Below are 22,257 nucleotides of genomic sequence, written 5' to 3'. Positions count from 1 at the left end.
CACACTGAATGCGCCCGCCCGCGCCCTAGCGGAGCAAGACCCGTGAAAGAAACCGAAATTTCGAAACACACGATATCCGTTCTGGTGGATAACGAAGCAGGTGTTCTGGCCCGTGTCATCGGCCTGTTTTCCGGCCGTGGCTATAACATCGAAAGCCTGACCGTGGCCGAGGTTGACGCCAGTTCCCACCAGTCCCGCATCACCGTTGTCACCTCGGGCACGCCCATGGTGATCGAACAGATCAAGGCACAGCTTTCACGTCTGGTGCCGGTTCACAAGGTCAGCGATCTGACCCTTGCGGGACCGTGCGTTGAACGTGAACTTGCCCTGGTCAAGGTGATTGCATCGGGTGAAAAGCGAGTCGAGTCCCTGCGTATTGCCGATATCTTCAAGGCCCGCGCAGTCGATGCGACCAACAGTTCCTTCGTCTTCGAAATCATCGGAAGCCCGGAAAAAATCGACGCCTTCATAAAATTGATGGAGCCGTTGGGGCTTTCGGAAACTTCGCGCACGGGTGTCGCAGCAATTTCGCGCGGCACGCTGACGATGTGAGTTCGCCGGGGATGCCTTGGCATTCCCGCTTTAACCAATTTGATCCATCCGCCACGCAAACAAAAATCGCGTGGTCCAACGTCCAGAGGTATCGAAAGATGCGTGTTTATTACGACCGCGATGCAGATGTTAATCTGATCAAGACCAAAAAAGTTGCCATCATCGGTTACGGTTCGCAGGGCCATGCCCATGCGCTGAACCTTCATGATTCCGGTGTTAAAGACGTTGTTGTCGGCCTTCGTGAAGGTTCTTCGTCGCGTAAAAAGGCTGAAAATGCCGGCCTGAAAACCATGACCCCGGCCGAAGCCGCAGCATGGGCAGATGTTGTCATGATCCTGACCCCGGACGAACACCAGGCTGCGATCTATGCCAACGAACTGCGCGACAACCTGAAAGACGGTGCCGCCCTTCTGTTCGCACACGGCCTTAACGTCCATTTCGGCCTGATCGAGCCGCGCGCAGATCTTGATGTCATGATGATCGCACCGAAAGGCCCGGGCCACACGGTTCGTTCCGAATACAAACGTGGCGGCGGCGTACCCTGCCTTGTTGCCATCGAACAGAACGCGTCGGGCAATGCGCTTGAACTCGCACTTTCCTATGCATCGGCAATCGGTGGCGGCCGTTCGGGCGTGATCGAAACCACCTTCCGCGAAGAATGCGAAACCGACCTGTTCGGCGAACAGGCTGTTCTTTGCGGCGGTCTGACCCAGTTGATCAAATACGGTTTTGAGACCCTGACCGAAGCTGGTTATGCTCCGGAAATGGCATATTTCGAATGCCTGCACGAAGTGAAACTGATCGTCGACCTGATGTATGAAGGCGGCATGGCCAACATGCGTTACTCGATCTCGAACACAGCAGAATACGGCGACTATGTCACCGGCCCGCGCGTGATCGATGCATCGGTCAAAGAACGCATGAAAGAAGTTCTTGCCGACATTCAGGAAGGCAAATTCGTTCGTGACTTCGTTCAGGAAATGCATTGCGGCCAGCCGATGTTCAAGGCAACCCGTCGCCTGAACGCCGAACACGAAATCGAAGAAGTCGGTACCAAACTGCGCGCGATGATGCCGTGGATTGCTGCCAACCAGCTTGTCGACAAAGAAAAGAACTAAGCTTTACGCTTTGTTTTGCAAAACGGCCGTCCCGATGGGGCGGCCGTTTTTGTTTGTCCGCACACAACAGCCATGATGTGTTTGGGGTGGATTTTACAGGCCGATCCGCGTAATCCTGACCTTTAAAACTTTAACTCAAACATGAGCATTTTGAATGTCGGACTTTATCGATATCGCCCCGGAAGTCGCCGAAGCCCTTGCTGCTGGCAAGCCGGTTGTCGCCCTTGAATCCACCATCATCTCGCACGGGATGCCCTATCCGCAGAACCTTGAAACCGCGCAGGCGGTTGAACAGGATGTGCGTGACAATGGCGCGATCCCGGCCACCATTGCGGTGATCGGCGGGCGTTGCAAAATCGGCCTGTCGCCGTCGGAACTGGAATATTTTGCCAAGGGCACCGACATTCTGAAACTGTCGCGCCGTGATATTCCTTATTGCATCGCCAAGAAACGCGATGGGGCCACCACCGTTTCAGCAACCATGATTCTGGCGGAAAAGGCCGGTATCAAGGTCTTTGCCACCGGCGGGATCGGCGGGGTTCACCGCGAACTGGCGGCAAGTTTCGATATCTCGGCCGACCTGACCGAACTTGGCAAAACCAGCGTTGCCGTCGTCTGCGCCGGTGCCAAGGCGATCCTTGATATTCCGATGACGCTTGAACATCTCGAAACGCTGGGCGTGCCAGTCATTGCATATGGCACCGATGAATTCCCTGCATTTTATACCGTTAAAAGCGGCCAGAAAGCCCCGATCCGACTTGATAGCCCGGCCGAGATTGCAGAATTCCTGAAATCCAAATGGGACTTTGGTCTTGAAGGGGGTGCCGTGATCGGCAACCCGCCGCCTGCGGACAAGGCACTGGAGCTTGATGCCATCGAACATGCGATTGACAGTGCGCTGATCGAAGCAAAGGGCCTTAACATCCATGGTCGCGAAGTCACGCCCTTCCTTCTGGAACGCGTGACCCAGCATACCAAGGGCAAAAGCCTTGAAGCCAATATTGCGCTGGTGCGCAACAATGCGGCCCTTGGCGCAAAAATCGCGGTTGCACTGGCGGGTTAAAGCCCGACCTGTTCCGATTTAAAAGGCAGTCATCGGGCTGCCTTTTTGTTTATTCCGGTGCTTTGGCAACCGGTCCGGAATAGGCCGGATCAAGGCGGGTATCTGCCACCGGATCGCCCCAGACATTGTTGCAGGGCAAAACACCGGCCCAGACTGGCAGACCATAATCTTCTTCGTCATCAACCGGATCACCGCTACGGACCTTGGCCGATACCTCGTTCAGATCAAAACCAAGGAACATGGTGGCCTTGAGCTCCTGTTCACTGGGGTGACGGATCTGGTCCCAGCGGCCTTTAGACAACTTTTCAACAAACAGCCGGGAATGTTCCATTTTGCCTTCCGGGTCGGCAACAATGTCACCCTTGCCGTAAATCACTACCGACCGATAGTTGGCCGAGTGATGGAATGCCGAACGCGCCATGACAAGACCATCCAGATGGGTGATGCACAGGCAGGCTTCCTCGCCATTGGCGATGGTGGCCAGAATGCGGTTCTTGGATGCACCATGAATATAAATCCGTTCGCCCACGCGCCAATGCGCGGTCGGGATCATCGACGGGCGACCATTCACAACGGTTCCGACATGGCAGATCAGGGCATCATCGATAATGCCATGCACAAGTTTACGGTCGTAACTCGCACGTTTGGGGCCGCGCACGATTTTGGTTGATGGATAGACTTCGTATTGCTCGGGAAGCTCGATGGTATCAGGCATCTTCTTTTTACTCTGTAACTTCTGGTGGCGCGACGGGCTGGCGTGATCATCGGCATAATTGGACTTTATCAAAGGTCCGTTATAATAATTTTGATAGAACCAATTTTACTGAACCTGATTTTCGATAGGCCACCATGCGCAGCGACTTTACCTGGATCTATCCCAGCCATGCAGCCACGGCAGGCGATGAGAACGGCGATGCGGCCTATCGTCGGCTTTATCTTGGCATCCGCCAGGCCATTCTGGACGGGCGACTGCATCCGGGTGAAAAGCTGCCTGCCAGCCGTGATCTGGCCAAAAGCCTTGGCATTTCACGCAATACGGTGGTGACGAGTTTCGATCTGCTGGTGTCTGAAGGTTATCTTGAAACCCGGATCGGGGCCGGAAGCTTCGTTGCCAGTAGTCTGCCCGACCGGGAAATGACGGCAACCATCCTGCCCACATCGGCCGATCAGGCCCGTAAATCCGCAAACCTTCCACGGCTTAGCCAAAGTGCGACCCGCATGCTGGCCTATGACCGGCGCTTTCCACGGTTTCGCGTGGCGCGTCCGTTTAACCCGGCAACCCCCGATCTTGATGCCTTTCCATTTGATCTTTGGGCCCGGTTACTGCGCCGAAGCTGGCGGGCCCCCACCCTTGACCTCACCATACCGGTTGATCCGCTGGGCATGCCTTCATTGCGGGACGAGGTTGCCAAATGGTTGCGGCAATCGCGCGGGGTCAAATGCGATGCCGATCAGGTGATGATTGTTTCCGGTGCGCAGCAGGCGCTCGACCTGATTGCGCGTGCGCTTGTTGATCCGGGTGACGTGATCGCGACCGAGGACCCGGGTTATGAAGGCATTCGCGGGGTCCTTGCCGCCAGTGGTGCGACGTTGCTGCCGATCCCGGTCGATACCGATGGATTGCAGGTCGACAGGCTTGATCAGGGTCCCCCGGCGCGCATTGTGGTCACGACGCCATCGCGCAATTATCCGCTGGGCACGACATTGTCGCTTGCCCGTCGTCTTTCCCTTCTGGCATGGGCGGATGCCCATGATGCGTGGATCGTAGAAGACGATTATGACAGCGATTATCGCTATGACGGGCCGCCGTTATCGTCCCTTCAGGGGTTGGACCGGCAAAATCGCGTGCTTTATGTCGGCACGTTTTCGCGCGTCCTGTTTCCCGGTATCCGGCTTGGCTATCTGGTTTTACCACCTGCCCTGATCCCGGTATTTCGCGGGATGCGCGGCTTTGCCGATGGCGTGCCCGCCCCCACCGCACAGGCGGCACTGGCCGCATTTTTTGCCGAGGGACATTTTGGTGGTCATGTCCGCAAGATGCGGCTGAGTTACGGTGAGCGCCGGGCGCATCTGCGTGACCTGATCGAGACACGCGCCAGCGATATTTTGCAGGTCCTGCCATCGGATGGGGGATTGCATCTTTGCACGCGCCTTATCGGTGACCAGGACGATGTGGAATTGCAGGAAAGGATGGTCAAGGCGCAGCTCGACTGCCGGGCGCTTTCATCCTACTATCATGATAAATCGACACAAAATCGCGGCAACCTGCCCCACGGACTGGTGCTTGGATTTGCCGGATGGAAAAAGAATGTGATTTCGCAAAGTTTCGATGAACTGATCAATCTGGTCCGCCGTACATGATGATGTACCCCGAGCCAGAGAGAGCGCATCGACATCCCTCTATGCTGTCACAGTCGATGTGCTCTCTCACCCTTTTGCCCCCTTCCTCCCCCAAGGTACGAGTTCCCGGATGCCTTCTGCTTCTGCCGCACCGATTGCCATCATGTGGTTTCGCAATGACCTTCGTATTGCCGACAACCCGGCATTGAACGCCAGCGTAAAGTGGGCACAGCAAAATAACGGCATCGTGCTTCCGGTATTTATCCTTGATCGGGTGATTGATGCCCAATTGGGCGGGGCGACGCGCTGGTGGCTGGAAAAAACCCTGACGCGTCTTGATGAAAGCCTTGCAACAGTGGCCGGAAAAAAGGCCCCCTGTCTGCGGGTTTTCAGATCGGATGCGCGGGACGTTTTCAATCAGTTGCAAACTGATCACAAAATCGGCGCGCTTTTCTGGAACCGGCTTTATGACAAGGCGTCCATCGCGCGCGATACTGATATCAAATCATCCTTGCGCGATCAGAATATCGAATGCGAAAGCTTCAATGGTCAATTGCTGTATGAACCATGGGAAGTCAAAACCGGGGCCGGAACGGACTTCAAGGTTTTCAGTCCGTTCTGGCGGGCGTGTTTGAAACTGCCACCCCCCGCAGAACCGAAAAAAGCCCCTGAAAGCATCCCGCTTGGCGATCTGCAACTGAGCGATGAAACGGACATTGCCGGGCTTGATCTGTCGCCCAAGCCGTTTGACTGGGCCACCGGCTTTGCCGATCGGTTCACGCCGGGTGAACAGGGCGCGATGGATCAGCTACATGACTTTATTGATGGCAGGCTTTCTGATTACGCCGACCTGCGCGACCGGCCTGATCATCGGGTGACGTCGGAACTGTCCCCGCATCTGCGGTTTGGCGAGATCAGCCCGCGGCAGGTGTGGCACGCGGCAAACCATTATGCCGACGCCCATCCCGGCCAAGGCAAAACCGCATCAAAATTCATGGCCGAACTGGGTTGGCGGGAATTTGCCCATCACATCCTGTTTCATGCCAGGGATTTGAAATCCGTGCCGCTTCAGGGGCAATTCACCGATTTCCCGTGGGATGATGATCCGAAGGCGCTTGAACGCTGGCAACGCGGGCAAACCGGTTTTCCGATTGTCGATGCCGGAATGCGGGAACTTTGGCATACCGGTTATATGCATAACCGGGTGCGGATGATTGTCGGGTCGGTTCTGGTCAAACACCTTCTGATCCATTGGCGCGAAGGTCTGGCATGGTTTGACGATACGCTTGTCGATGCCTGCCCGGCCAATAATCCGTTTTCCTGGCAATGGATTGGGGGCTGTGGTGCCGATGCCGCCCCCTATTTCCGGATTTTCAATCCGGTCCTGCAAGGCGAGAAATTTGACCCGGACGGCCGTTACGTCCGGCAATGGGTCCCGGAACTTGCCGATATGCCCGCGCAATATATCCATAAGCCGTGGGAAGCATCCCCGCTGATCCTGAAGGCCGCAGGGGTGGATTTGGGGCAGAGCTATCCCGAGCCCCTGATCGGGGTCAAAGAAGGCCGTGAGCGGGCGCTGGCGGCTTATCAGGATATGAAACGGGCAGCGACCTAGCCGCCGCCCGGTTTCGATTTGCCGGACGGGCTACTTCCAGAACAGCTTCTGCTTTTCGAATTTCTTCCATGCCTTATCAAGCCCCTGAAGGCGATGATCGGCGCGTGCACCGAACCAGCCGGAAATCAGGCCAATGGCGATCATGCCGTCTTTGGAAAGCTGCGGCCGCAAGGCCATCAGGCGGGATTCTGCCACGGCAACATCATTCAGCCAGCCAAGAATTTCCTGCAAACCCGTCAGTTCCTTGCGGAATTTATTGACCGGTTTGGCCGCATAAACCTCGCCAAAGAAATCGCTGCCATAGCGCATCTGTTTGACATCCAGACGCAAGGCGTGAAGTTGTGGCACCGTAAGCTTGCCAACGTCGTCGCCGCGTTTGGTCACGCGTTTATAGGCCCGGCTCAACAGCGGTTCTGCTAGTTTTGTGACAGGCGCAGACATCGCCTTCATCTGGCTGGCATCCGCCCCCGATGCCCAGCGCGAATAACTCGACCATGCGCCAAGCAACAGCAAAAGCTGCTGATACTCGAAACTTTCAAGCATTTCGCGCGCGGTCACCAAGGCCGCTTCGCGCTGCTTGGCGGCAGCCTTGCGCAGATCGGCGACGCCGGGATGATCGGGAAACCGTTCCTCGACCATCGGCAGGGTTTCGGTCAGGAAAACATCCCAGTCGCGCAGGCCATCAAGCGCCTTGGTGCAATGTTTCAGCAGGCGGCGGATCAGAACAGCCTCGCCCTGCGGCAGGTTTTTCTTAAACAGGTTGAACGCAACCCGAAGGCGGCGCATCCCCACCCGCATCTGATGGCAGCCTTCGATATGAAGGTCTTCGCGCACGCAGACCTCGTTGCCAAGGATCATCCGAAGCCCTTGCGCAAGAACCGCCCGAAACGAAATTTCGGCCGACATATCGGCAGCAAGCCCGACCGGAGGGGCCTTATAGAAGCCAGGTGTCTCGTTAAGATAAAGCGCCCGTCCGCGCGATGCCTTGGACCGCAGGCTCAGGAACAGGGGTACGGTGCGTTGCAGTTCAAGTGCCAGATCAAACAGGGCGGCGGGATGGCCTTCCTTCAGCTCCAGCTCCACCTCGGACAGGGGTGATTCTTTTTCCGCGGTGCGCACCACACCCTGATCGATTGCCAGTTCCATGATCGCATCGCGATAGGTCAGATCAACCGCACTGCGTTTCAGGTCGGTTTCAAAAATCCGTTCGATCTTTTTCTTTTTAACGTGCTTATCAAGCAGCCCGACGACGTCTTCATCGGTGAATTTATCCAGATCAAGAACGCCATCGGGCAGTTCGACATTCCATTCATGACGTTCCGGCAGGGCTTCGCGCAGTCCGTTTGATGCCTTGACGGTCTGCTCCCACCCGTTCGTTCCCTTCTTGCGCACACGCAGGGCCAGCCCCTTGCGGGCCAGCGAAAGCTTGGGGGTGTCATGATAGATGGACACAAGATGGGTGGTCAGAAGACGGCGGCCTTCCTTGACCTCGCGCAGGACGGGTGCCTGCTTCAAACGCGATACATGTTTCGGATCGATACGGAGCTTCAGTTCGATCTCGATCTGCTTTTCGGCCATCAGGGTCCCCTGGATGTTTGTTATTGCAGCGCAGAACACGCTGTCTGCCATAACGTCATAGCCCGATTTGTGTTTCAGCAGTTTGAAACCAGCCGCCAGACATCATGGTAACGGGATGTAAAATTTCTGCAACATTCCTGACATAACTGTCTCTTTTCAAGCGTTAATGTTGCGGCTGACATCTTGCGCACACGGTTGTTTTCATTTGAAAACCGAACCGACGCGATACGTTCGTTTGAGCAGCAAAGGTATGAGGAATCATCAAAACACCCGGACGAATCGCAAATTTGTCGAGGATGAAAAGCTGCCGTTGCCCGCGATTCCCTCCCTTTTCTGACGGCATATAAAGTTTTTCAAAAAAGTTCTTGATTTGTTCTTTTATTTATGGCATAAGATAAAAGTCAACGGGAGAAATGCACCCGGACCGAAACCCGCAAGGCCTTGTGCCTTGCGGGGTTTTGCGTTTGGGGCCGGATCAAAGAGGATATCAGGATGCAGCGGCAAAGACACAGACAGGATGGTGGGGTAATCCGCAGGATATGGGTCGGCGGATGGCGGAGCCATTACGGCGGCATTTCGCGCCGGGTCTAACAGGTTTCGAATACGCTTGTTTGTCATGACGGGAGAGGTGCGTCTTATCGGGGAAAGGACCCCGAATTTGCCGGAGGCGGCAGCAATGGCAGCAGCGGGCTTTGGCCCGCCGACGGTGGGCAGGTGGGGGCCGTGCGCCCGAAGTCCGTCTTTGGCGCGAATGACAGACGCCCGAAGTTTGTCCGGGCCGAACCGGTTGCCGGAAATGCCATCAGGGCCGAAAGTGACCGGAGCGGGTCAGAAGCCCGAGAGCCGTCGGTTGGCGAGGATGGCGAAGGCCCGTGATGTGTCGGGGATTACGATTGCTCGTTCGGGACCCGGCTGATCCAGACGATGTCGAAGTTTAGTTCGATGCAATCAATACAAACACTTTCCTAATTGAACCGGTTTTATTGCAAACTAGCGGAAGTACTTTTAGCAACTTCGAAAAGTAAGTTTAGCCCGCGAACTGTGCCTGAACCTAACATATAGAAGGCAGTAACATCCCCCAAAATGACCAAGTACGTTAATATTGGCGTACTATTCGACCTTCTTCCTAAGCCCTTGAGCGTGATTACAGTATCCTTCATGGCCTGCCATAGTGAGCGATACAGCATGAAAGCTTGCTGGATGAACTGAAGAACTAACCCTGTGAGAAAGAAAAGGAAAACATACAGAAGGCGCTCGGCCCATTCACTACCTAGAAAATGGGTTGTTAATAAGGTGAATGACGCTATAGCCCCCGCAGAAAGCCCTTTGGTTATCCATTGTCTCATGCGCGAGACGCTTTCCGAAAAAGCCAAAAAGAGCGGCTCCCAATTTTCTGCAGCCTTACGTCTCGCCTCCGAGGTGTATTCACTATCATTCCGGAAATAAACACTATGTATGAACTTTAGCTCATCCATAGTGTTTCGAGCAAACCGCACCGGTAGCGAAAAGATTTTTTGGATGCTTTTCATCAAATTCCCCGTTTAGTTGGCGGGGGTTCGGGCGCACCACCGCCCAAACCGAGTGAGATCGACCACTCACGGATAAACGCCCCCCCCTTCCTCATCGCGCTGGATATGCAGAAAAGGTTGCCAAACTATGCAAAAAACCGCGCCCCACTATAATTCACCCTGCTCAATCGCGATTATGTCGGGCACGGCAACCAACCGCAACCATTGCGAAAGTGTGGATGGATAAAATTCAATTTGACTGGAATTTCAGGCACAAAAAACCCGGCCAATGGCCGGGTCGTTTTGGGCTACCTAAAGATGGTGCCCGGGGGCGGATTCGAACCACCGACACGCGGATTTTCAGTCCACTGCTCTACCAACTGAGCTACCCGGGCATTCTTTAAGCGTCTCCGTTTCCGGAGCGTTCCCTGCGGAACGAGCGGGGTTATACAAACTCCTTCGGGGCTTGTCCAGCCTCAAATCGCATTTTTTTTATGCGCGAAAATCTTCTTCATCTTCAAGGTCTTCAAGATACTCCGGCGGTTCGGTCGCCGGGACGGCATAGCTTTCATTGAGCCATTTGCCGAGGTCGAGATCAGCGCAGCGTTTCGAGCAGAACGGCCTGTATTTTTCCACCACCGGCTTGCCGCACATGGCACAGCCCGAGCCTGCTGTTTTAACTGTGTTTTTTTCAACCATATCAGAGTTTCTCCAGCCTGTAGTCAGCGCGCGAAAGGCTTTCGTCGGCGGCCAGTTCCGGCGCCATCCCCATCGCACGTTCAAGAATTTGTTGCCCGTGGCTTCCCGGCACAAGGTCCGCGACAAGGTCCTTTGACAGATAAAGCCTGTATCGCCCGCCCTGCCCGCTGCGCATATCGCGAATCACGGAACGCAGCACAAAGTTCAATGCTGCCGTTCGCGTCGGCATCGGATCAGGCAGCCTGCCTTGCATCAAATCGACAAGGGCAATGCCGCCGCGCTGCCGGGTCAGTTCAAACAGACCCAATCGTGTGAACCCGCCAAACTGAACCGCACCGCTCATTTCCGGGCCAAAGGCATCACGAAGGGCGGTTTCGAACCGGTCGCGCGATGCCTTGCCCGCCATGCGAAGCGGATCAATCACCACCAGACCGCCAATATTGCGCAACTGCAATTGGCGGACGATTTCGGGTGCGGCGCGCAAGTTGACCTGCTCTGCCCGCCTTGCCTGATCATTGTCGGCATCCGATCCGCCTGCATTGACATCAATCGCACAAAGTGCGGTCGTCTGTTCGATGGCGATCCAGCCACCGCCCGGAAGCGGCACACGCGGTTGCAGGGCGGTTGCGATATCGTCTTCGATATCCTGATCATCAAATAGCAGGCGCGCGCCATCATGACGGATCAGGTGCGCATCATCCAAACCACGTGCGCGCAACAATCCACGCAAACGCACAAATTCGTCCGAACCATCAACAATGCATTCGCCGCCCGCCATCACGTGGCGTTCGATCAGCTGATCGGCATCCGACAATGCCTTGAAAACCACAACCGGCTTTGCCGGTGATGCAAGGGCCGCCTGGGCGCGTTTCCACACAGATCGAAGCTGTCCAAGTTCGCCTGCCAATGCTCCGTCATCCCAATCGATTGCCAGACTGCGCAGCGTGATGCCCTCTTCGCGGGCGATCAGCCCCTTGAACAGGGTCATGAGCACCGCACGCCGGTTTTCGTCCTTGAGCTTGCGGGGGAGTTCCACCAGACCGCCGCGCTTTGCGTCGGTGGGATGCTCGTTCGGGCGCAGGATCATGCCCAGCCCCTCTATCGCGATGCGGCCGGTCAGTTTCGGGCCTTTATCCTCGAACCCGAGGCGGGAAATCTGCACGATGACCCATTGGCCTTCATGAAGCGGGCCGTCAATGCGATCAAACGGCAGCAGACCATCGTCGACACCGTCAAGAACCACCATGGCCGCAGCCATTTCAGAAAGAATTTTCGAAACACGGCCCAGATGGATATCAAACCGCGCCGGGCCACCGCGATCAATCCATAAACGCGCCAGCCGGTCATTGCGGATCAGGGCGATGCGCCGTTCGCATGCGACGGCATCAATCAGCAGGCGGTCTGTTTCTGTTCCGCCAGCCACCATGATCACATCCCCTGTTTGAAACCAAGACCGCGCAGCATCCCGTCAGCCTCGCACAGCGACAGGCCAACGACATTGGAATAGGACCCGGTGATGCTTTTCACGAAGGTTGCGGCATATCCCTGAATGGCATAAGCGCCTGCCTTGCCCTGCCACTCGTCATGGGCCAGATAGCGCGCAAGATCGTCATCGCCAAGACGGCGGAAAATCACCTGTGTTTCGATCACGCGCGCGCGGGTCGTACCATCGGGTGCAACCACACAAAGACCACCATAAACACGGTGACGTCGACCGGAAAGCAGCGAGAGGAATTTGCGGGCCTCGTTCGTATCGGTCGCCTTGCCCAAGGCGCGACGGCCACAGGCCACAACCGTGTCAGCGGCAAGAACAAAGCATCCCGCATGGTCGGCGGCAATCGCACGTGCCTTTTCCTCGGCCAGGCGCAAGGCAAGCCGACGCGGACTTTCATCATCATGCGGAGTTTCGTCGATATCAGCAGGGATAACCTGATCTGGCACAATTCCGATCTGTGCCAGCAGCTCAAGACGCCGCGGCGATGCAGAGGCCAAAATCAGTTTCGACAAGTCGCGGCTCCCCACAGACATCCAAAGCCAAACCAGAAGGGTTGTAGACACAGCAAAACGCAACCTTGCGCGCAAACCTAAACTGCGCGCCCGGCAACGTCAATTTTTGCGGTATTACAGGTTCCGGATTACTTGAAACGGAAGGTAATACGACCCTTGGTCAGGTCATAAGGCGTCATTTCGACGCTGACGCGGTCACCAGCAAGAACACGAATGCGGTTCTTGCGCATCTTGCCCGAGGTATGAGCAAGAATTTCGTGATCATTGTCCAGCTTCACGCGAAACATCGCATTGGGCAGAAGTTCGACAACAGTGCCCTGAAACTCGATAACGTCTTCTTTAGCCATGAGACTCCTAGCTTTCGTATTGCAATACCAATTACCGGTGGCCCGCAAACTGCTCCGAACGCGCAAAAAGGTCAAGCCCTTTCACGCAAGGGACAAAGCGGCCCAGCACTGCATTTCAATCATGCCCTGCGTGATGGCATTAACCCGCACCGGGAAATCATGTTGTTTCCCATGACCGATCCCCTTTATGGTTCCAAGGCCCCCATCAAGGACCCTGACCATGACCGCCAATCATCCCCATCCCGTCAACCCGCCCCAAATCCGGCCCGCCACCGCACAGGATGTTGACGATATCCATGCCATGCTGTTTGAAATTGCCCGTGCCACCGGGTGCGAGGATAAATTCAAAAGCACAGCGGAAGATCTGGCGCGTGACGGGTTTGGCCCCAACCCGGCGTTCGAGGCCCTGATTGCGCATGACGGGGATACACCGGTCGCACTTTGCCTTTATTTTCCGAGCTATTCGACATTTCGTGGCAAGGCCGGGATTTACATTCAGGACCTGTTTGTCGCCCCGGAATATCGTGGCGGCGGTTTTGCCCGTCATCTGATTGCAAAGGTTGCCGAACGGGCCCGAACACGTGGCCAGCATTATATCCGCCTGTCGGTCGATGCCGAAAACGTCATCGGGCAGCGGTTTTATGCCCGCATCGGCATGCGGCATGCCCATGATGAACGCATTCATGTGCTGGACGGGGATGCGTTTGACGCGCTGATTGACGGCCCGTACGGGGCGTCTGTTTAGACCTTGGGGGCGGGACCGACCGGGAAGCGTTCAAGGATGCGTTTTTTGATCTGGTCGCGGACCTGTCGATAGGCTTCAAGGCGGATTTCGCGTGAACCTTCGACAATCGTGGCGTCGAAGGTATTCCAGAATTCGACATCACAGGCCATGGTGCGGGTCATTTCGACCGCCCTGTGCTGGGCTTCTGGTGACAGGGTGATGATCAGATCGAAAAACCCGTCTTCAAGTTCGTCAAATGTCTTGGATTTATAGGTCGAGATATCCAGCCCGATTTCTTCCATGACCGCGACGGCAAAGCCATCAAGATCACCGGCACGCAAGCCGCAGCATTCAACATACACCCTCGTTCCGTGATAGTGACGCATAAGCGCAGCCGCCATCACGGATCTTACAGCGTTGAAGCTACAGGCAAAAAGAACCGAACCGGGGAGTTCTTCTGCCACCGTGCCCTAACCCCGGATATGAAGGACGCAGATCAGGGTAAACAGGCGACGCGCGGTATTTTCATCAATCGTCACCTTTTCCGACAGCAGTTCGCGAAGCTGTTCGGATCCTTCGTTATGCAGGCCGCGGCGCGCCATATCGATGGTTTCGATCTGTGCGGCACTCGCCTTTTTGATCGCGTCGTAATAGCTTTCGCAGATCATGAAGTAATCCTTCACGATCCGGCGGAACGGGGTTAACGGCACGACAATGGTCGTCAGGTTTTCGGTATCGTCATCGCCGCGCACATCCATATAGATGCGGTTGTCTTCGATGCGCATATGAACCGAATACGGACCTTCGAAGCCGCCTTTTGGCGCGAAATGGTTTTCTTCGAGAAGGTCATAGATGGCCACCGCCTGCTCGTGCTCGACCTCGGGGCGGCGACGCACCTTGTATTTCTCGTCGAGATAGATACCGGCAATGCATTGGTTGTCTGCAATTTCTGCCATCTTAGTCTCCCTGCGATCCCTCGGCGCTGCACTGCAACAGCTTACATGCGGTTGGACCGGATCGCCACAGAAAGTCCGTGTGCCTGCAAACCTTCGCTTTCGGCCAGTGCAATCGCCGCCGGGCCGATTTTGGCCAGACTTTCAGGCGTGCATTTGATCAATGACGACCGCTTGATGAAATCAAGCACACCCAGACCCGACGAGAAACGCGCCGAACGGGCGGTTGGCAGAACATGGTTTGGCCCGGCAACATAATCGCCAATCGCCTCGGGCGTGTAACGACCCAGGAAAATGGCACCGGCATGATGAATGTCTTCGGCAAGTGCGTCCGGGTCATCGACAGCCAGTTCAAGATGTTCCGGTGCAATCCGGTCAACCAAGGCCGGAGCCTGCGTCAGATTTTCAACCAAGACAATTGCACCAAAGTCGCGCCAGCTTGCCCCGGCGATTTCCGCACGCGGCAGTTTTTCAAGATGCGCATCAATGGCGTCCTGAACACGATCGGCAAAATCCGCATCATCGGTAATCAGGATCGACTGCGCGACCGGATCATGTTCGGCCTGCGACAGCAGATCAGCCGCGACCCAGCTTGGATCGTTGGAACCATCGGCAACCACAAGGATTTCCGACGGGCCGGCGATCATGTCAATCCCGACCTGCCCGAAAACGCGACGCTTTGCGGCAGCGACAAAGGCATTGCCCGGACCAACGATCTTGTCGACCGGCTTGATGGTTTGCGTCCCATAGGCCAATGCGGCAATCGCCTGCGCCCCGCCGATACGGTAAATTTCATCCACCCCGGCAATCCATGCGGCGGCCAGAACCAGCGGGTTCATCTTGTTATCAGGTGTAGGTACGACCATCACCAGACGTTCGACGCCGGCAACCTTGGCCGGAATGGCATTCATCAGGACCGACGACGGATAGGATGCCAGCCCACCGGGCACATAAAGCCCCGCCGCCGATACCGGACGCCAGCGCCAGCCGAGTTCGACCCCGGTTGCATCGGTATAACGTTCGTCAGACGGCATTTGCCGATCATGGTAGGAACGAATGCGTTCAGCGGCCAGTTTCAGCGCCTGCAGAAGGTCGGCATCGATTGCGGCAACGGCAGCATCGACTTCGTCCTTTGTCACAACCATACCGGCGGCATCAATATTCAGGCGGTCGAACTTGTTGGTGTAATCACACACCGCTTCGTCTCCGCGCGCGCGGACATCGGCAATGATATCGGCAACCGCGGCATCAACATCGGCATCCGATTCCCGCTTCATGCCAAGCAGTTTGACAAAGCCTTCTTCGAAATCGGCATCGGTGATTGAAAGTTTAATCGGCATTGCGCACCTCGGAAAAACGGTCAATCCAGGGCTGAACATCGGTCGGACGGGTTTTAAGCGCGGCCCGGTTGACGATCAGGCGCGAGGTGACATCGGCAATATGTTCGATTTCGCGAAGCCCGTTGGCCTTTAACGTGTTACCGGTCGATACAAGGTCAACGATGCGACGGCACAGGCCAAGGGTTGGTGCCAGTTCCATCGCCCCGTTCAGCTTGATGCATTCGGCCTGCACCCCACGCGCGGCAAAATGATTGCGGGTGACGTTGGGATATTTGGTGGCAACACGGACATGCGACCAGCGCGACGGATCATCGCCATCGATCATTTCTTCGGGTTCGGCCACGGCAAGGCGGCAATGCCCGATATCGAGATCAAGCGGGGCATAGATTTCGGAATAATCGAATTCCATCAGGACATCATTGCCGCATACCCCGATATGGGCCGCCCCGAAGGCAACAAATGTTGCAACGTCGAAGCTGCGCACACGGATGATATCGATATGCGGATGATTGGTGGCGAAACGCAGGGCCCGGGATTTCGGATCGTCAAATGCGGCTTCCGGTTCGATCCCGGCGGCACGCACCAGCGGCATTACCTCGTCTAGAATGCGCCCCTTTGGCAGGGCCAGCACCAGCTTTTCGTCACTCATCAATCAGTCGCCTTACGCGTTTATCTGTCTGTCCCGGCCTGCTGGCCGATAGCCCATGTCATTATGCAGGGTAATTATGCAGGAACACGGACACGTTCGATCTGCGCCCCGCAGGCGCCAAGTTTTTCTTCCAGCCGCTCATAACCGCGGTCCAGATGATAGACACGGTTAATAATCGTCTCGCCCTCGGCTGCCAAGCCTGCAAGTACCATCGATACCGATGCGCGCAGATCGGTCGCCATGACTTCGGCACCTGAGAGTTTGGCACTGCCGCGCACAATCGCGGATCGGCCATGCACGTTGACATCAGCACCCATGCGGCTCAGTTCCGGGACATGCATGAAACGGTTTTCAAAAATCGTTTCGGTGATCATGGATGCGCCATTGGCCACTGCCATCAGCGCCATGAATTGCGCCTGCATGTCGGTCGGGAAGCCGGGATAGGGTTCGGTCATGACGTCAACGCCCTTAAGGGCGGCGCGATTGCCGCGCACGATCATGCCGTCTTTGGTTTCCTCGATCTCGACACCGGCCTTGCGCATGGAGACGATCAGGCTTTCGATCAGTTCGGCCTTTGTTCCGACCAACTCGATCTCGCCCCCGGTAATGGCGGCGGCAATGGCATAGGTACCGGTTTCAATGCGGTCCGGCACGACGGAATGTTCCGCACCATGCAGGCGCGGCTTGCCGGTGACCTTGAGCGTATCGGTGCCGATACCTTCAATTTCGGCCCCCATCGCGACAAGGCAATGGGCCAGATCGGTGACTTCGGGTTCGCGGGCCGCATTGGCGATTGTGACCACACCATCGGCAAGGGACGCCGCCATCAGGGCGTTTTCGGTCGCGCCAACCGATACCTGCGGGAACAGGATATGCCCGCCCTTGAGCCCTTCGGGGGCGCGGGCTTCGATATAGCCCTCGGTCAGGTGGATTTCAGCGCCCATGGCTTCAAGCGCCTTCAGATGCAGGTCAACCGGACGGTTACCAATCGCACAGCCACCGGGCAGCGACACACGCGCAACCCCACACCGCGCGACCAGCGGCCCCAGCACCAGAACCGATGCCCGCATTTTGCGGACCAGATCATAGGGTGCGGTTGTCGATGCGATTTCCCTGGCCGTCATTTCCAGAACCCGACCGGTATGGCCGCCATTGGGCGCATGGCCGTTCAGATGCAACGCGACACCATGCTGCCCCAACAGATTAGCCATCGATGTGATATCGGCCAGATGCGGCAGGTTGGAAAGGGTCAGCGTCTCATCGGTCAGAAGGGCTGCTGCCATCAGCGGAAGGGCCGCATTCTTGGCACCGCCAATTGCAATTTTGCCCTGCAAGCGGCGACCGCCGGAAATCTTGATCTTGTCCATTCAATCCTCGTATGACCATGCCGATTGCGACATGGCGGTTACTCGTGTCTTTGGCGATGCCGCCTTTATGCCATTGCCTTTATCACAGGCGTGGCAGCGTGACACCTTTTTGGCCCATATATTTTCCTGCGCGATCCGCATAGGAGGTATCGCATTCGCTTTCGGCTTTCAGGAAAATGAACTGGCAGGCCCCTTCATTGGCGTAAATGCGGGCCGGAAGCGGCGTGGTATTGGAAAATTCAAGGGTGACGTGCCCTTCCCATTCCGGTTCGAGCGGGGTGACATTGACGATGATGCCGCACCGCGCATAGGTCGACTTGCCAAGGCAGATCACCAGCGTGTCGCGCGGGATACGGAAATATTCCACCGTGCGCGCCAGGGCGAAACTGTTGGGCGGGATCACGCAGACATCGGTCTGGCGATTGACGAACCCTGCATCGGAAAATTCCTTGGGATCGACAATGGCCGAGTCGACATTGGTGAAAATCTTGAATTCGTCGGCAACCCGGGCATCATAGCCATAGGAACTGACCCCGTAGGAAATGACACCATCGCGTTTGAAACCGTCGACAAACGGTTCGATCATGCCTTTTTCCTGTGCCATCTGGCGTATCCAGTGATCCGGTCTTACCGACATATCGCCACCCCTGTTGTACAAATTGGCATTGTGCCATTGGTTTTACCCGTGCGGGGCATGCAAGATCAACCGGACGATGCGGGCAATCGGGCCAAATTGGCATTTTTCTTGAAATGGGGCTCCGAAACCGGTGGGAAGCGGACTAATCCTTGCCCGAACCGTCCGAACCGCTGCCCTGTTCGTCCTCCTTGGTATTCTGATCCACCGTCTTGCGCGAACGCTGCTGCTGCTTTCGGCGCGCCAGATTGGCACGCAGGGCTTCGGCCTCGCGTTTTTTGCGTTCTTCGTTGGTCGCGGGATATTGCTTGCTTTGCTGTGCTGTCATCTTGCCAATACGTTTCTGGTTCCAAAGGTCCGGCTTTTATAGAATATTCCGAAGCAGAATGCAGCCTTGACCAACAAAATTGCACCATCCGCGCAAGATCAAAAATCTTCGCATAATTCGGGCTTGACCAATTGCCAGCCAGTGGCCTATAACCCGCCCGCACCGCAAGGGCTCGATGCTGCTGTAGCTCAGGGGTAGAGCACTCCCTTGGTAAGGGAGAGGCCGGGAGTTCAAATCTCCCCAGCAGCACCATTGCCCGACGATCAGCCTTTTTTTAAGGGCTGCTGTAGCTCAGGGGTAGAGCACTCCCTTGGTAAGGGAGAGGCCGGGAGTTCAAATCTCCCCAGCAGCACCATTTTCCAGACATTTTAGAAAACCACGCAAAAGCATAACGCTGTAAGCGCAGTATGCATGCATGACTTGTGGTATAGAGCAGGCGCAATCACGCCTGCCCCTAACAAACCAAGCCTTACCCGTAAAAGGCTTTGTACCATTCAACAAACCGACCAATCCCCGTTTCAATCGAGGTTTCCGGCTTGAAGCCGACGGCATCGGTCAGGGCATCGACATCGGCATAGGTCGCCGGAACATCGCCGGCCTGCATCGGCAGCATGTTTTTCTCAGCCGTCTTGCCCAGTGCCTTTTCAAGCGTTTCAATCATGTGCATCAGTTCGACCGGACTGTTGTTGCCGATATTGAACACGCGATAGGGTGCCGAACTGGTTGCCGGGTCCGGCTTGGCCGGGTTCCAGTCGGGATTAGGGGCAGCAACGGTTGAAATGCAGCGATGAACACCTTCGACGATATCGTCGATATAGGTGAAGTCGCGGCGCATTTTTCCTTCGTTAAAGACGTCAATCGGACGTCCTTCCAGAATGGCCTTGGTAAACAGGAACAACGCCATATCAGGCCGCCCCCAAGGACCATACACCGTAAAGAAACGAAGGCCCGTGGTCGGCAAGCGGTAAAGATGGCTATAGGTATGCGCCATCAGCTCGTTGGCTTTTTTGGACGCCGCATACAGGCTGATCGGGTGATCGACATTGTGATGCACCGAAAACGGCATTTCGGTATTCATGCCGTAAACCGAACTGCTTGAGGCATAGACCAGATGCTTCACGCCGTTATGGCGGCAGCCTTCAAGGATATTGGTAAAACCGACAAGGTTGGCATCAATATAGGCATGCGGGTTTTCAAGCGAATAGCGAACGCCAGCCTGGGCCGCAAGGTTGACGACATAGGTCGGCTTTTCGGTTGCGAACAGATCAGCAATACCATCGCGATCTTCCAGATTCATGCGAACAAATTTGAAACCGTCCCGCCCTTCAAGCCGTGCAAGCCGGGCTTCTTTCAGCGTGACGTCATAATAATCGTTGACGTTATCAAGCCCGATTACGGTGCTGCCCTGATCCAGCAGCTTCTGGCAAAGATGCGATCCGATAAAACCGGCAGCCCCGGTAACCAGAACCGTTTCATTTGCGGGAATGACAAAGTCGGACATCACGATCAGTTTTCCTGTCTTGAAAGGCTATTGCCCAAGAATTGGGGGCATCCAAAATCCAGACTTTCCTGTAACAGCCTATAGTTTGGCACGCAAGACAGCATGCTTCATGCAAGGCACCAAAGGTATAGACACCGGGCGAGACTCCTGCGAATTTTCCTGCTATCCTTACGTATCGATTTTGTATCGCCACGGAAAACCATTTCGATCCGATGATTACGACCGGTCAAACCATAACGAACCCCGCTAGCGGTGGATTGGGCATTGTCCTGAATGTCAGGGAAGTTGCACAAACCGCTGATGGCAGGGTTTTGGCCGAATACGAAGCGCTCGAAGTTAAACCTGGCAATAAATCCGGACTTTCAAATGGTGCTTATGGTTTTGGCGATGTCTCAGCAGCCGGGGTTCGAACGCGTATCGTAGACCCAAGGACACTTACCGAAGCACAGGCGGTTGCCAGTGGCGTCAGTCGCGGCGAGTATCGCAAAGCCCGCGAGGCCAGCGAAGACAATGCCGAAAGCAATAATGCCGGCCCTAAAAACCCGGCGGATATGAGTGATGCGGAGAAGGCGGCAGTTGCAAAACTGCAAGCTAGAGATTCGGCTGTAAAACAGGAAGAAAAGGCCCACGCAGCGGCGGCAGGCATGTATGCTTCTGCCCCGCAATATGAATATCAGATAGGGCCGGATGGAAAGGCATACGCCGTTGGCGGACATGTCGATATCGGTGTTAGCCTTGTCGGGAGCAAGGAAGACAGAGAACGCGCCCTGGCAACCATTCAGAATGCAGCGCTTGCACCAAACGCACCATCAGGCGCCGATATGGCAGCCTTCCGAGACGCAAGTTTGCAACGCGCAGCACTTGGCAGTGATGCACCAGAAGTGATGTCGAACGATCGGCAACCGAGAAACGACGCGAACGACATTTTTTCGATTTCCGCATGATTTTCTCTGGCCATATAACTTGAGATTCAATGAACTTTACTATGCAATACGCGACAATATCTTTATCACATTACGCAGAATACTATCCTCATGGATAATTCCACCCCCTGAAATCCATCCTGCAGTTTGACAGGACATCAGAATTATTTAATGCTGCGCTCGCGTCCGGGGGGACGCGAAATTTGGAAGATGACAACTTTGCGTGTTTCCGTATGTTTGGGTGCGGGACGCGATACCGGTACCGCCTTTTGCGGGAGACGGCTAAAAACGGGTACGGCACAATAACATGAACATCCTGCTAGCGGACGACCATGACCTCGTTAGAGACGGGATCACATCCTTTCTGAAAACGGCGGCGCCAGAAGTCGAAATTGCCCAGGCAAAAGACTTTGCCGAAGCACTTTCCATCGTCGATGGCGATACGCCGGTCGAACTGACGATCCTAGATCTCAACATGCCAGGCATGAACGGGCTTTCGGGCCTGACCGTAATGCGGCAGAAACATCCGGAAATTCCGGTCGTCATTTTGTCAGGATCGGTCAAACGCAGCGATGTGCTCAATGCACTTGAACATGGTGCGTCGGGCTATTTGCCCAAAACCCTGTCTGGCAAGTCGCTGATCAATGCGCTCCGCCTGATCATGTCAGGGGAAAAATACATTCCGTCGGCACTTCTGGAAGATGATGGCAGCAACACGCGTCCGGGTGAAATTGATCTGGATGGGCTTGCTCCTGACAATCCCCTGCGTCAACTGACCAATCGGGAACGTGAAGTTCTGGCCCTGCTGACCAAAGGTCTGTCCAACAAGGAAATCGCCAAGCAGCTTACGGTCCGCGAAATCACGGTGAAGGTTCACCTGACCGGCATTTTCAAAAAGCTTGGTGCCGCGAACCGTACGCAGGCGGTTAAAATAGCCATGCAGCTTGGCTGGGAAGCCTGATTTTCCCACATAAAGCCGAAGCTTTCAAAACCCGGCCCCTTGGCCGGGTT

Annotated in this window: 24 protein-coding genes and 3 tRNA genes; 11 read left to right on the top strand and 16 right to left on the bottom strand. The window is 55.7% G+C overall.

Translation table 11 applies throughout. The annotated features are described in order from the left end of the window. The first annotated feature begins 42 nt into the window (after nucleotides 1-42). The 3 genes from ilvN (at nucleotide 43) to SMB34_RS10300 (ending at nucleotide 2,733) form a co-directional block, all read left to right on the top strand. Entirely contained in the window at nucleotides 43-552 is a 510-nt protein-coding gene (gene ilvN, locus SMB34_RS10310) for an acetolactate synthase small subunit (RefSeq protein WP_037989846.1), read from the top strand. A gap of 98 nt (nucleotides 553-650) precedes the next feature. Continuing rightward, on the top strand, nucleotides 651-1,670 hold the full coding sequence (gene ilvC / locus SMB34_RS10305) for a ketol-acid reductoisomerase (RefSeq protein WP_007092048.1): 1,020 nt from the start codon (nucleotides 651-653) through the stop codon (nucleotides 1,668-1,670). Between the two features lie 154 nt (nucleotides 1,671-1,824). Beyond that, nucleotides 1,825-2,733, top strand: a complete 909-nt coding sequence (locus SMB34_RS10300) for a pseudouridine-5'-phosphate glycosidase (protein WP_037989842.1) — start codon at nucleotides 1,825-1,827, stop codon at nucleotides 2,731-2,733. 49 nt (nucleotides 2,734-2,782) lie between these two features. Here SMB34_RS10300 and SMB34_RS10295 read toward each other — a convergent pair whose 3' ends face one another. Continuing rightward, nucleotides 2,783-3,448, bottom strand: a complete 666-nt coding sequence (locus tag SMB34_RS10295; protein ID WP_037989900.1) for a pyridoxamine 5'-phosphate oxidase family protein — start codon at nucleotides 3,446-3,448, stop codon at nucleotides 2,783-2,785. 134 nt (nucleotides 3,449-3,582) lie between these two features. Between SMB34_RS10295 and pdxR the strand changes: the two genes are divergently transcribed. Both pdxR and SMB34_RS10285 read left to right on the top strand, forming a co-directional pair. Continuing rightward, a complete protein-coding gene (gene pdxR, locus SMB34_RS10290; RefSeq protein ID WP_037989837.1) occupies nucleotides 3,583-5,094 on the top strand; it encodes a MocR-like pyridoxine biosynthesis transcription factor PdxR in 1,512 nt (503 codons plus the stop codon). Between the two features lie 109 nt (nucleotides 5,095-5,203). Continuing rightward, nucleotides 5,204-6,688, top strand: a complete 1,485-nt coding sequence (locus SMB34_RS10285; RefSeq protein ID WP_037989835.1) for a cryptochrome/photolyase family protein — start codon at nucleotides 5,204-5,206, stop codon at nucleotides 6,686-6,688. A gap of 30 nt (nucleotides 6,689-6,718) precedes the next feature. On the opposite strand, the gene SMB34_RS10280 is transcribed toward SMB34_RS10285, so the two are convergent. Further along, nucleotides 6,719-8,266 (bottom strand): CYTH and CHAD domain-containing protein, encoded by a 1,548-nt coding sequence (locus SMB34_RS10280; RefSeq protein ID WP_240478802.1) that lies wholly within the window; start codon nucleotides 8,264-8,266, stop codon nucleotides 6,719-6,721. Between the two features lie 723 nt (nucleotides 8,267-8,989). Here SMB34_RS10280 and SMB34_RS21050 point away from each other — a divergent pair. Further along, entirely contained in the window at nucleotides 8,990-9,142 is a 153-nt protein-coding gene (locus SMB34_RS21050) for a hypothetical protein (RefSeq protein WP_156962664.1), read from the top strand. Between the two features lie 104 nt (nucleotides 9,143-9,246). On the opposite strand, the gene SMB34_RS10275 is transcribed toward SMB34_RS21050, so the two are convergent. The 6 genes from SMB34_RS10275 to infA all read right to left on the bottom strand — a co-directional run bounded on the left by SMB34_RS10275 (nucleotide 9,247) and on the right by infA (nucleotide 12,827). After that, a complete protein-coding gene (locus SMB34_RS10275; RefSeq protein ID WP_156962663.1) occupies nucleotides 9,247-9,795 on the bottom strand; it encodes a hypothetical protein in 549 nt (182 codons plus the stop codon). Between the two features lie 298 nt (nucleotides 9,796-10,093). Beyond that, a tRNA-Phe gene (locus tag SMB34_RS10270) sits at nucleotides 10,094-10,169 on the bottom strand. Nucleotides 10,170-10,266: 97 nt separating this feature from the next. Further along, on the bottom strand, nucleotides 10,267-10,473 hold the full coding sequence (locus SMB34_RS10265; RefSeq protein WP_007092056.1) for a DNA gyrase inhibitor YacG: 207 nt from the start codon (nucleotides 10,471-10,473) through the stop codon (nucleotides 10,267-10,269). 1 nt (nucleotide 10,474) lies between these two features. Further along, on the bottom strand, nucleotides 10,475-11,899 hold the full coding sequence (locus SMB34_RS10260; RefSeq protein WP_037989825.1) for a ribonuclease E/G: 1,425 nt from the start codon (nucleotides 11,897-11,899) through the stop codon (nucleotides 10,475-10,477). 2 nt (nucleotides 11,900-11,901) lie between these two features. Further along, a complete protein-coding gene (locus SMB34_RS10255; RefSeq protein ID WP_037989898.1) occupies nucleotides 11,902-12,480 on the bottom strand; it encodes a Maf family protein in 579 nt (192 codons plus the stop codon). 128 nt (nucleotides 12,481-12,608) lie between these two features. Then, nucleotides 12,609-12,827, bottom strand: coding sequence for a translation initiation factor IF-1 (gene infA, locus SMB34_RS10250; protein ID WP_007092059.1), 219 nt, complete (start codon nucleotides 12,825-12,827; stop codon nucleotides 12,609-12,611). A gap of 220 nt (nucleotides 12,828-13,047) precedes the next feature. Here infA and SMB34_RS10245 point away from each other — a divergent pair, with 220 nt between their 5' ends. Continuing rightward, nucleotides 13,048-13,572, top strand: a complete 525-nt coding sequence (locus SMB34_RS10245) for a GNAT family N-acetyltransferase (protein ID WP_037989824.1) — start codon at nucleotides 13,048-13,050, stop codon at nucleotides 13,570-13,572. Here SMB34_RS10245 and SMB34_RS10240 read toward each other — a convergent pair. From SMB34_RS10240 to SMB34_RS10210, 7 genes are all read right to left on the bottom strand, one after another. Then, complete coding sequence (locus SMB34_RS10240; RefSeq protein WP_037989821.1) at nucleotides 13,569-14,015, bottom strand: arsenate reductase ArsC; 447 nt, start codon at nucleotides 14,013-14,015, stop codon at nucleotides 13,569-13,571. The genes SMB34_RS10245 and SMB34_RS10240 overlap by 4 nt on opposite strands. 6 nt (nucleotides 14,016-14,021) lie before the next feature. After that, nucleotides 14,022-14,498: a UPF0262 family protein gene (locus SMB34_RS10235; protein ID WP_167332761.1), complete on the bottom strand. Its 477-nt coding sequence runs from the start codon at nucleotides 14,496-14,498 to the stop codon at nucleotides 14,022-14,024. Nucleotides 14,499-14,548: 50 nt separating this feature from the next. Beyond that, the gene (gene hisD, locus SMB34_RS10230; protein ID WP_037989816.1) at nucleotides 14,549-15,844 is read right to left on the bottom strand and encodes a histidinol dehydrogenase; all 1,296 of its coding nucleotides are present in this window, start codon (nucleotides 15,842-15,844) and stop codon (nucleotides 14,549-14,551) included. Continuing rightward, nucleotides 15,834-16,493, bottom strand: a complete 660-nt coding sequence (gene hisG, locus SMB34_RS10225) for an ATP phosphoribosyltransferase (RefSeq protein WP_007092064.1) — start codon at nucleotides 16,491-16,493, stop codon at nucleotides 15,834-15,836. Before hisG ends, hisD begins: the two co-directional genes overlap by 11 nt. 74 nt (nucleotides 16,494-16,567) lie before the next feature. Continuing rightward, nucleotides 16,568-17,860 carry a UDP-N-acetylglucosamine 1-carboxyvinyltransferase gene (gene murA / locus SMB34_RS10220; RefSeq protein ID WP_007092065.1) on the bottom strand — a complete coding sequence of 431 codons (1,293 nt, stop codon included), beginning with the start codon at nucleotides 17,858-17,860 and terminating at the stop codon, nucleotides 16,568-16,570. Between the two features lie 82 nt (nucleotides 17,861-17,942). Beyond that, complete coding sequence (dcd, locus tag SMB34_RS10215; RefSeq protein ID WP_037989813.1) at nucleotides 17,943-18,497, bottom strand: dCTP deaminase; 555 nt, start codon at nucleotides 18,495-18,497, stop codon at nucleotides 17,943-17,945. Nucleotides 18,498-18,639: 142 nt separating this feature from the next. Next, on the bottom strand, nucleotides 18,640-18,822 hold the full coding sequence (locus SMB34_RS10210; RefSeq protein WP_037989810.1) for a hypothetical protein: 183 nt from the start codon (nucleotides 18,820-18,822) through the stop codon (nucleotides 18,640-18,642). Between the two features lie 177 nt (nucleotides 18,823-18,999). Between SMB34_RS10210 and SMB34_RS10205 the strand changes: the two genes are divergently transcribed. After that, a tRNA-Thr gene (locus SMB34_RS10205) sits at nucleotides 19,000-19,074 on the top strand. 28 nt (nucleotides 19,075-19,102) lie between these two features. Further along, nucleotides 19,103-19,177 (top strand) — tRNA-Thr (locus tag SMB34_RS10200). Between the two features lie 114 nt (nucleotides 19,178-19,291). On the opposite strand, the gene SMB34_RS10195 is transcribed toward SMB34_RS10200, so the two are convergent. Further along, on the bottom strand, nucleotides 19,292-20,323 hold the full coding sequence (locus SMB34_RS10195) for an NAD-dependent epimerase (RefSeq protein ID WP_037989808.1): 1,032 nt from the start codon (nucleotides 20,321-20,323) through the stop codon (nucleotides 19,292-19,294). 212 nt (nucleotides 20,324-20,535) lie between these two features. On the opposite strand from SMB34_RS10195, the gene SMB34_RS10190 reads away from it, so the two are divergent. Continuing rightward, nucleotides 20,536-21,267: a putative metalloprotease CJM1_0395 family protein gene (locus tag SMB34_RS10190; RefSeq protein WP_037989805.1), complete on the top strand. Its 732-nt coding sequence runs from the start codon at nucleotides 20,536-20,538 to the stop codon at nucleotides 21,265-21,267. Nucleotides 21,268-21,553: 286 nt separating this feature from the next. After that, nucleotides 21,554-22,207: a response regulator gene (locus SMB34_RS10185; protein ID WP_007092070.1), complete on the top strand. Its 654-nt coding sequence runs from the start codon at nucleotides 21,554-21,556 to the stop codon at nucleotides 22,205-22,207. The last annotated feature ends 50 nt before the right edge of the window (nucleotides 22,208-22,257 follow it).

The organism is Thalassospira permensis NBRC 106175, assembly GCF_000714555.1.
Classification (GTDB): domain Bacteria; phylum Pseudomonadota; class Alphaproteobacteria; order Rhodospirillales; family Thalassospiraceae; genus Thalassospira; species Thalassospira xiamenensis.
This window is presented reverse-complemented; position numbering and strand designations above follow the sequence as displayed.

Excerpts from the sequence above, each read along its gene's own strand:
- ilvC (WP_007092048.1), top strand. The coding sequence starts at position 651 with ATGCGTGTTTATTACGACCGCGATGCAGATGTTAATCTGATCAAGACC.
- SMB34_RS10275 (WP_156962663.1), bottom strand. The coding sequence starts at position 9,795 with ATGAAAAGCATCCAAAAAATCTTTTCGCTACCGGTGCGGTTTGCTCGA.
- SMB34_RS10285 (WP_037989835.1), top strand. The coding sequence starts at position 5,204 with ATGCCTTCTGCTTCTGCCGCACCGATTGCCATCATGTGGTTTCGCAAT.
- hisG (WP_007092064.1), bottom strand. The coding sequence starts at position 16,493 with ATGAGTGACGAAAAGCTGGTGCTGGCCCTGCCAAAGGGGCGCATTCTA.
- SMB34_RS10210 (WP_037989810.1), bottom strand. The coding sequence starts at position 18,822 with ATGACAGCACAGCAAAGCAAGCAATATCCCGCGACCAACGAAGAACGC.
- dcd (WP_037989813.1), bottom strand. The coding sequence starts at position 18,497 with ATGTCGGTAAGACCGGATCACTGGATACGCCAGATGGCACAGGAAAAA.
- infA (WP_007092059.1), bottom strand. The coding sequence starts at position 12,827 with ATGGCTAAAGAAGACGTTATCGAGTTTCAGGGCACTGTTGTCGAACTT.
- hisD (WP_037989816.1), bottom strand. The coding sequence starts at position 15,844 with ATGCCGATTAAACTTTCAATCACCGATGCCGATTTCGAAGAAGGCTTT.
- SMB34_RS10245 (WP_037989824.1), top strand. The coding sequence starts at position 13,048 with ATGACCGCCAATCATCCCCATCCCGTCAACCCGCCCCAAATCCGGCCC.
- SMB34_RS10260 (WP_037989825.1), bottom strand. The coding sequence starts at position 11,899 with ATGGTGGCTGGCGGAACAGAAACAGACCGCCTGCTGATTGATGCCGTC.
- SMB34_RS10190 (WP_037989805.1), top strand. The coding sequence starts at position 20,536 with ATGATTACGACCGGTCAAACCATAACGAACCCCGCTAGCGGTGGATTG.
- SMB34_RS10195 (WP_037989808.1), bottom strand. The coding sequence starts at position 20,323 with ATGTCCGACTTTGTCATTCCCGCAAATGAAACGGTTCTGGTTACCGGG.
- pdxR (WP_037989837.1), top strand. The coding sequence starts at position 3,583 with ATGCGCAGCGACTTTACCTGGATCTATCCCAGCCATGCAGCCACGGCA.
- SMB34_RS10295 (WP_037989900.1), bottom strand. The coding sequence starts at position 3,448 with ATGCCTGATACCATCGAGCTTCCCGAGCAATACGAAGTCTATCCATCA.
- SMB34_RS10300 (WP_037989842.1), top strand. The coding sequence starts at position 1,825 with ATGTCGGACTTTATCGATATCGCCCCGGAAGTCGCCGAAGCCCTTGCT.
- SMB34_RS10185 (WP_007092070.1), top strand. The coding sequence starts at position 21,554 with ATGAACATCCTGCTAGCGGACGACCATGACCTCGTTAGAGACGGGATC.
- SMB34_RS10265 (WP_007092056.1), bottom strand. The coding sequence starts at position 10,473 with ATGGTTGAAAAAAACACAGTTAAAACAGCAGGCTCGGGCTGTGCCATG.
- murA (WP_007092065.1), bottom strand. The coding sequence starts at position 17,860 with ATGGACAAGATCAAGATTTCCGGCGGTCGCCGCTTGCAGGGCAAAATT.
- SMB34_RS10280 (WP_240478802.1), bottom strand. The coding sequence starts at position 8,266 with ATGGCCGAAAAGCAGATCGAGATCGAACTGAAGCTCCGTATCGATCCG.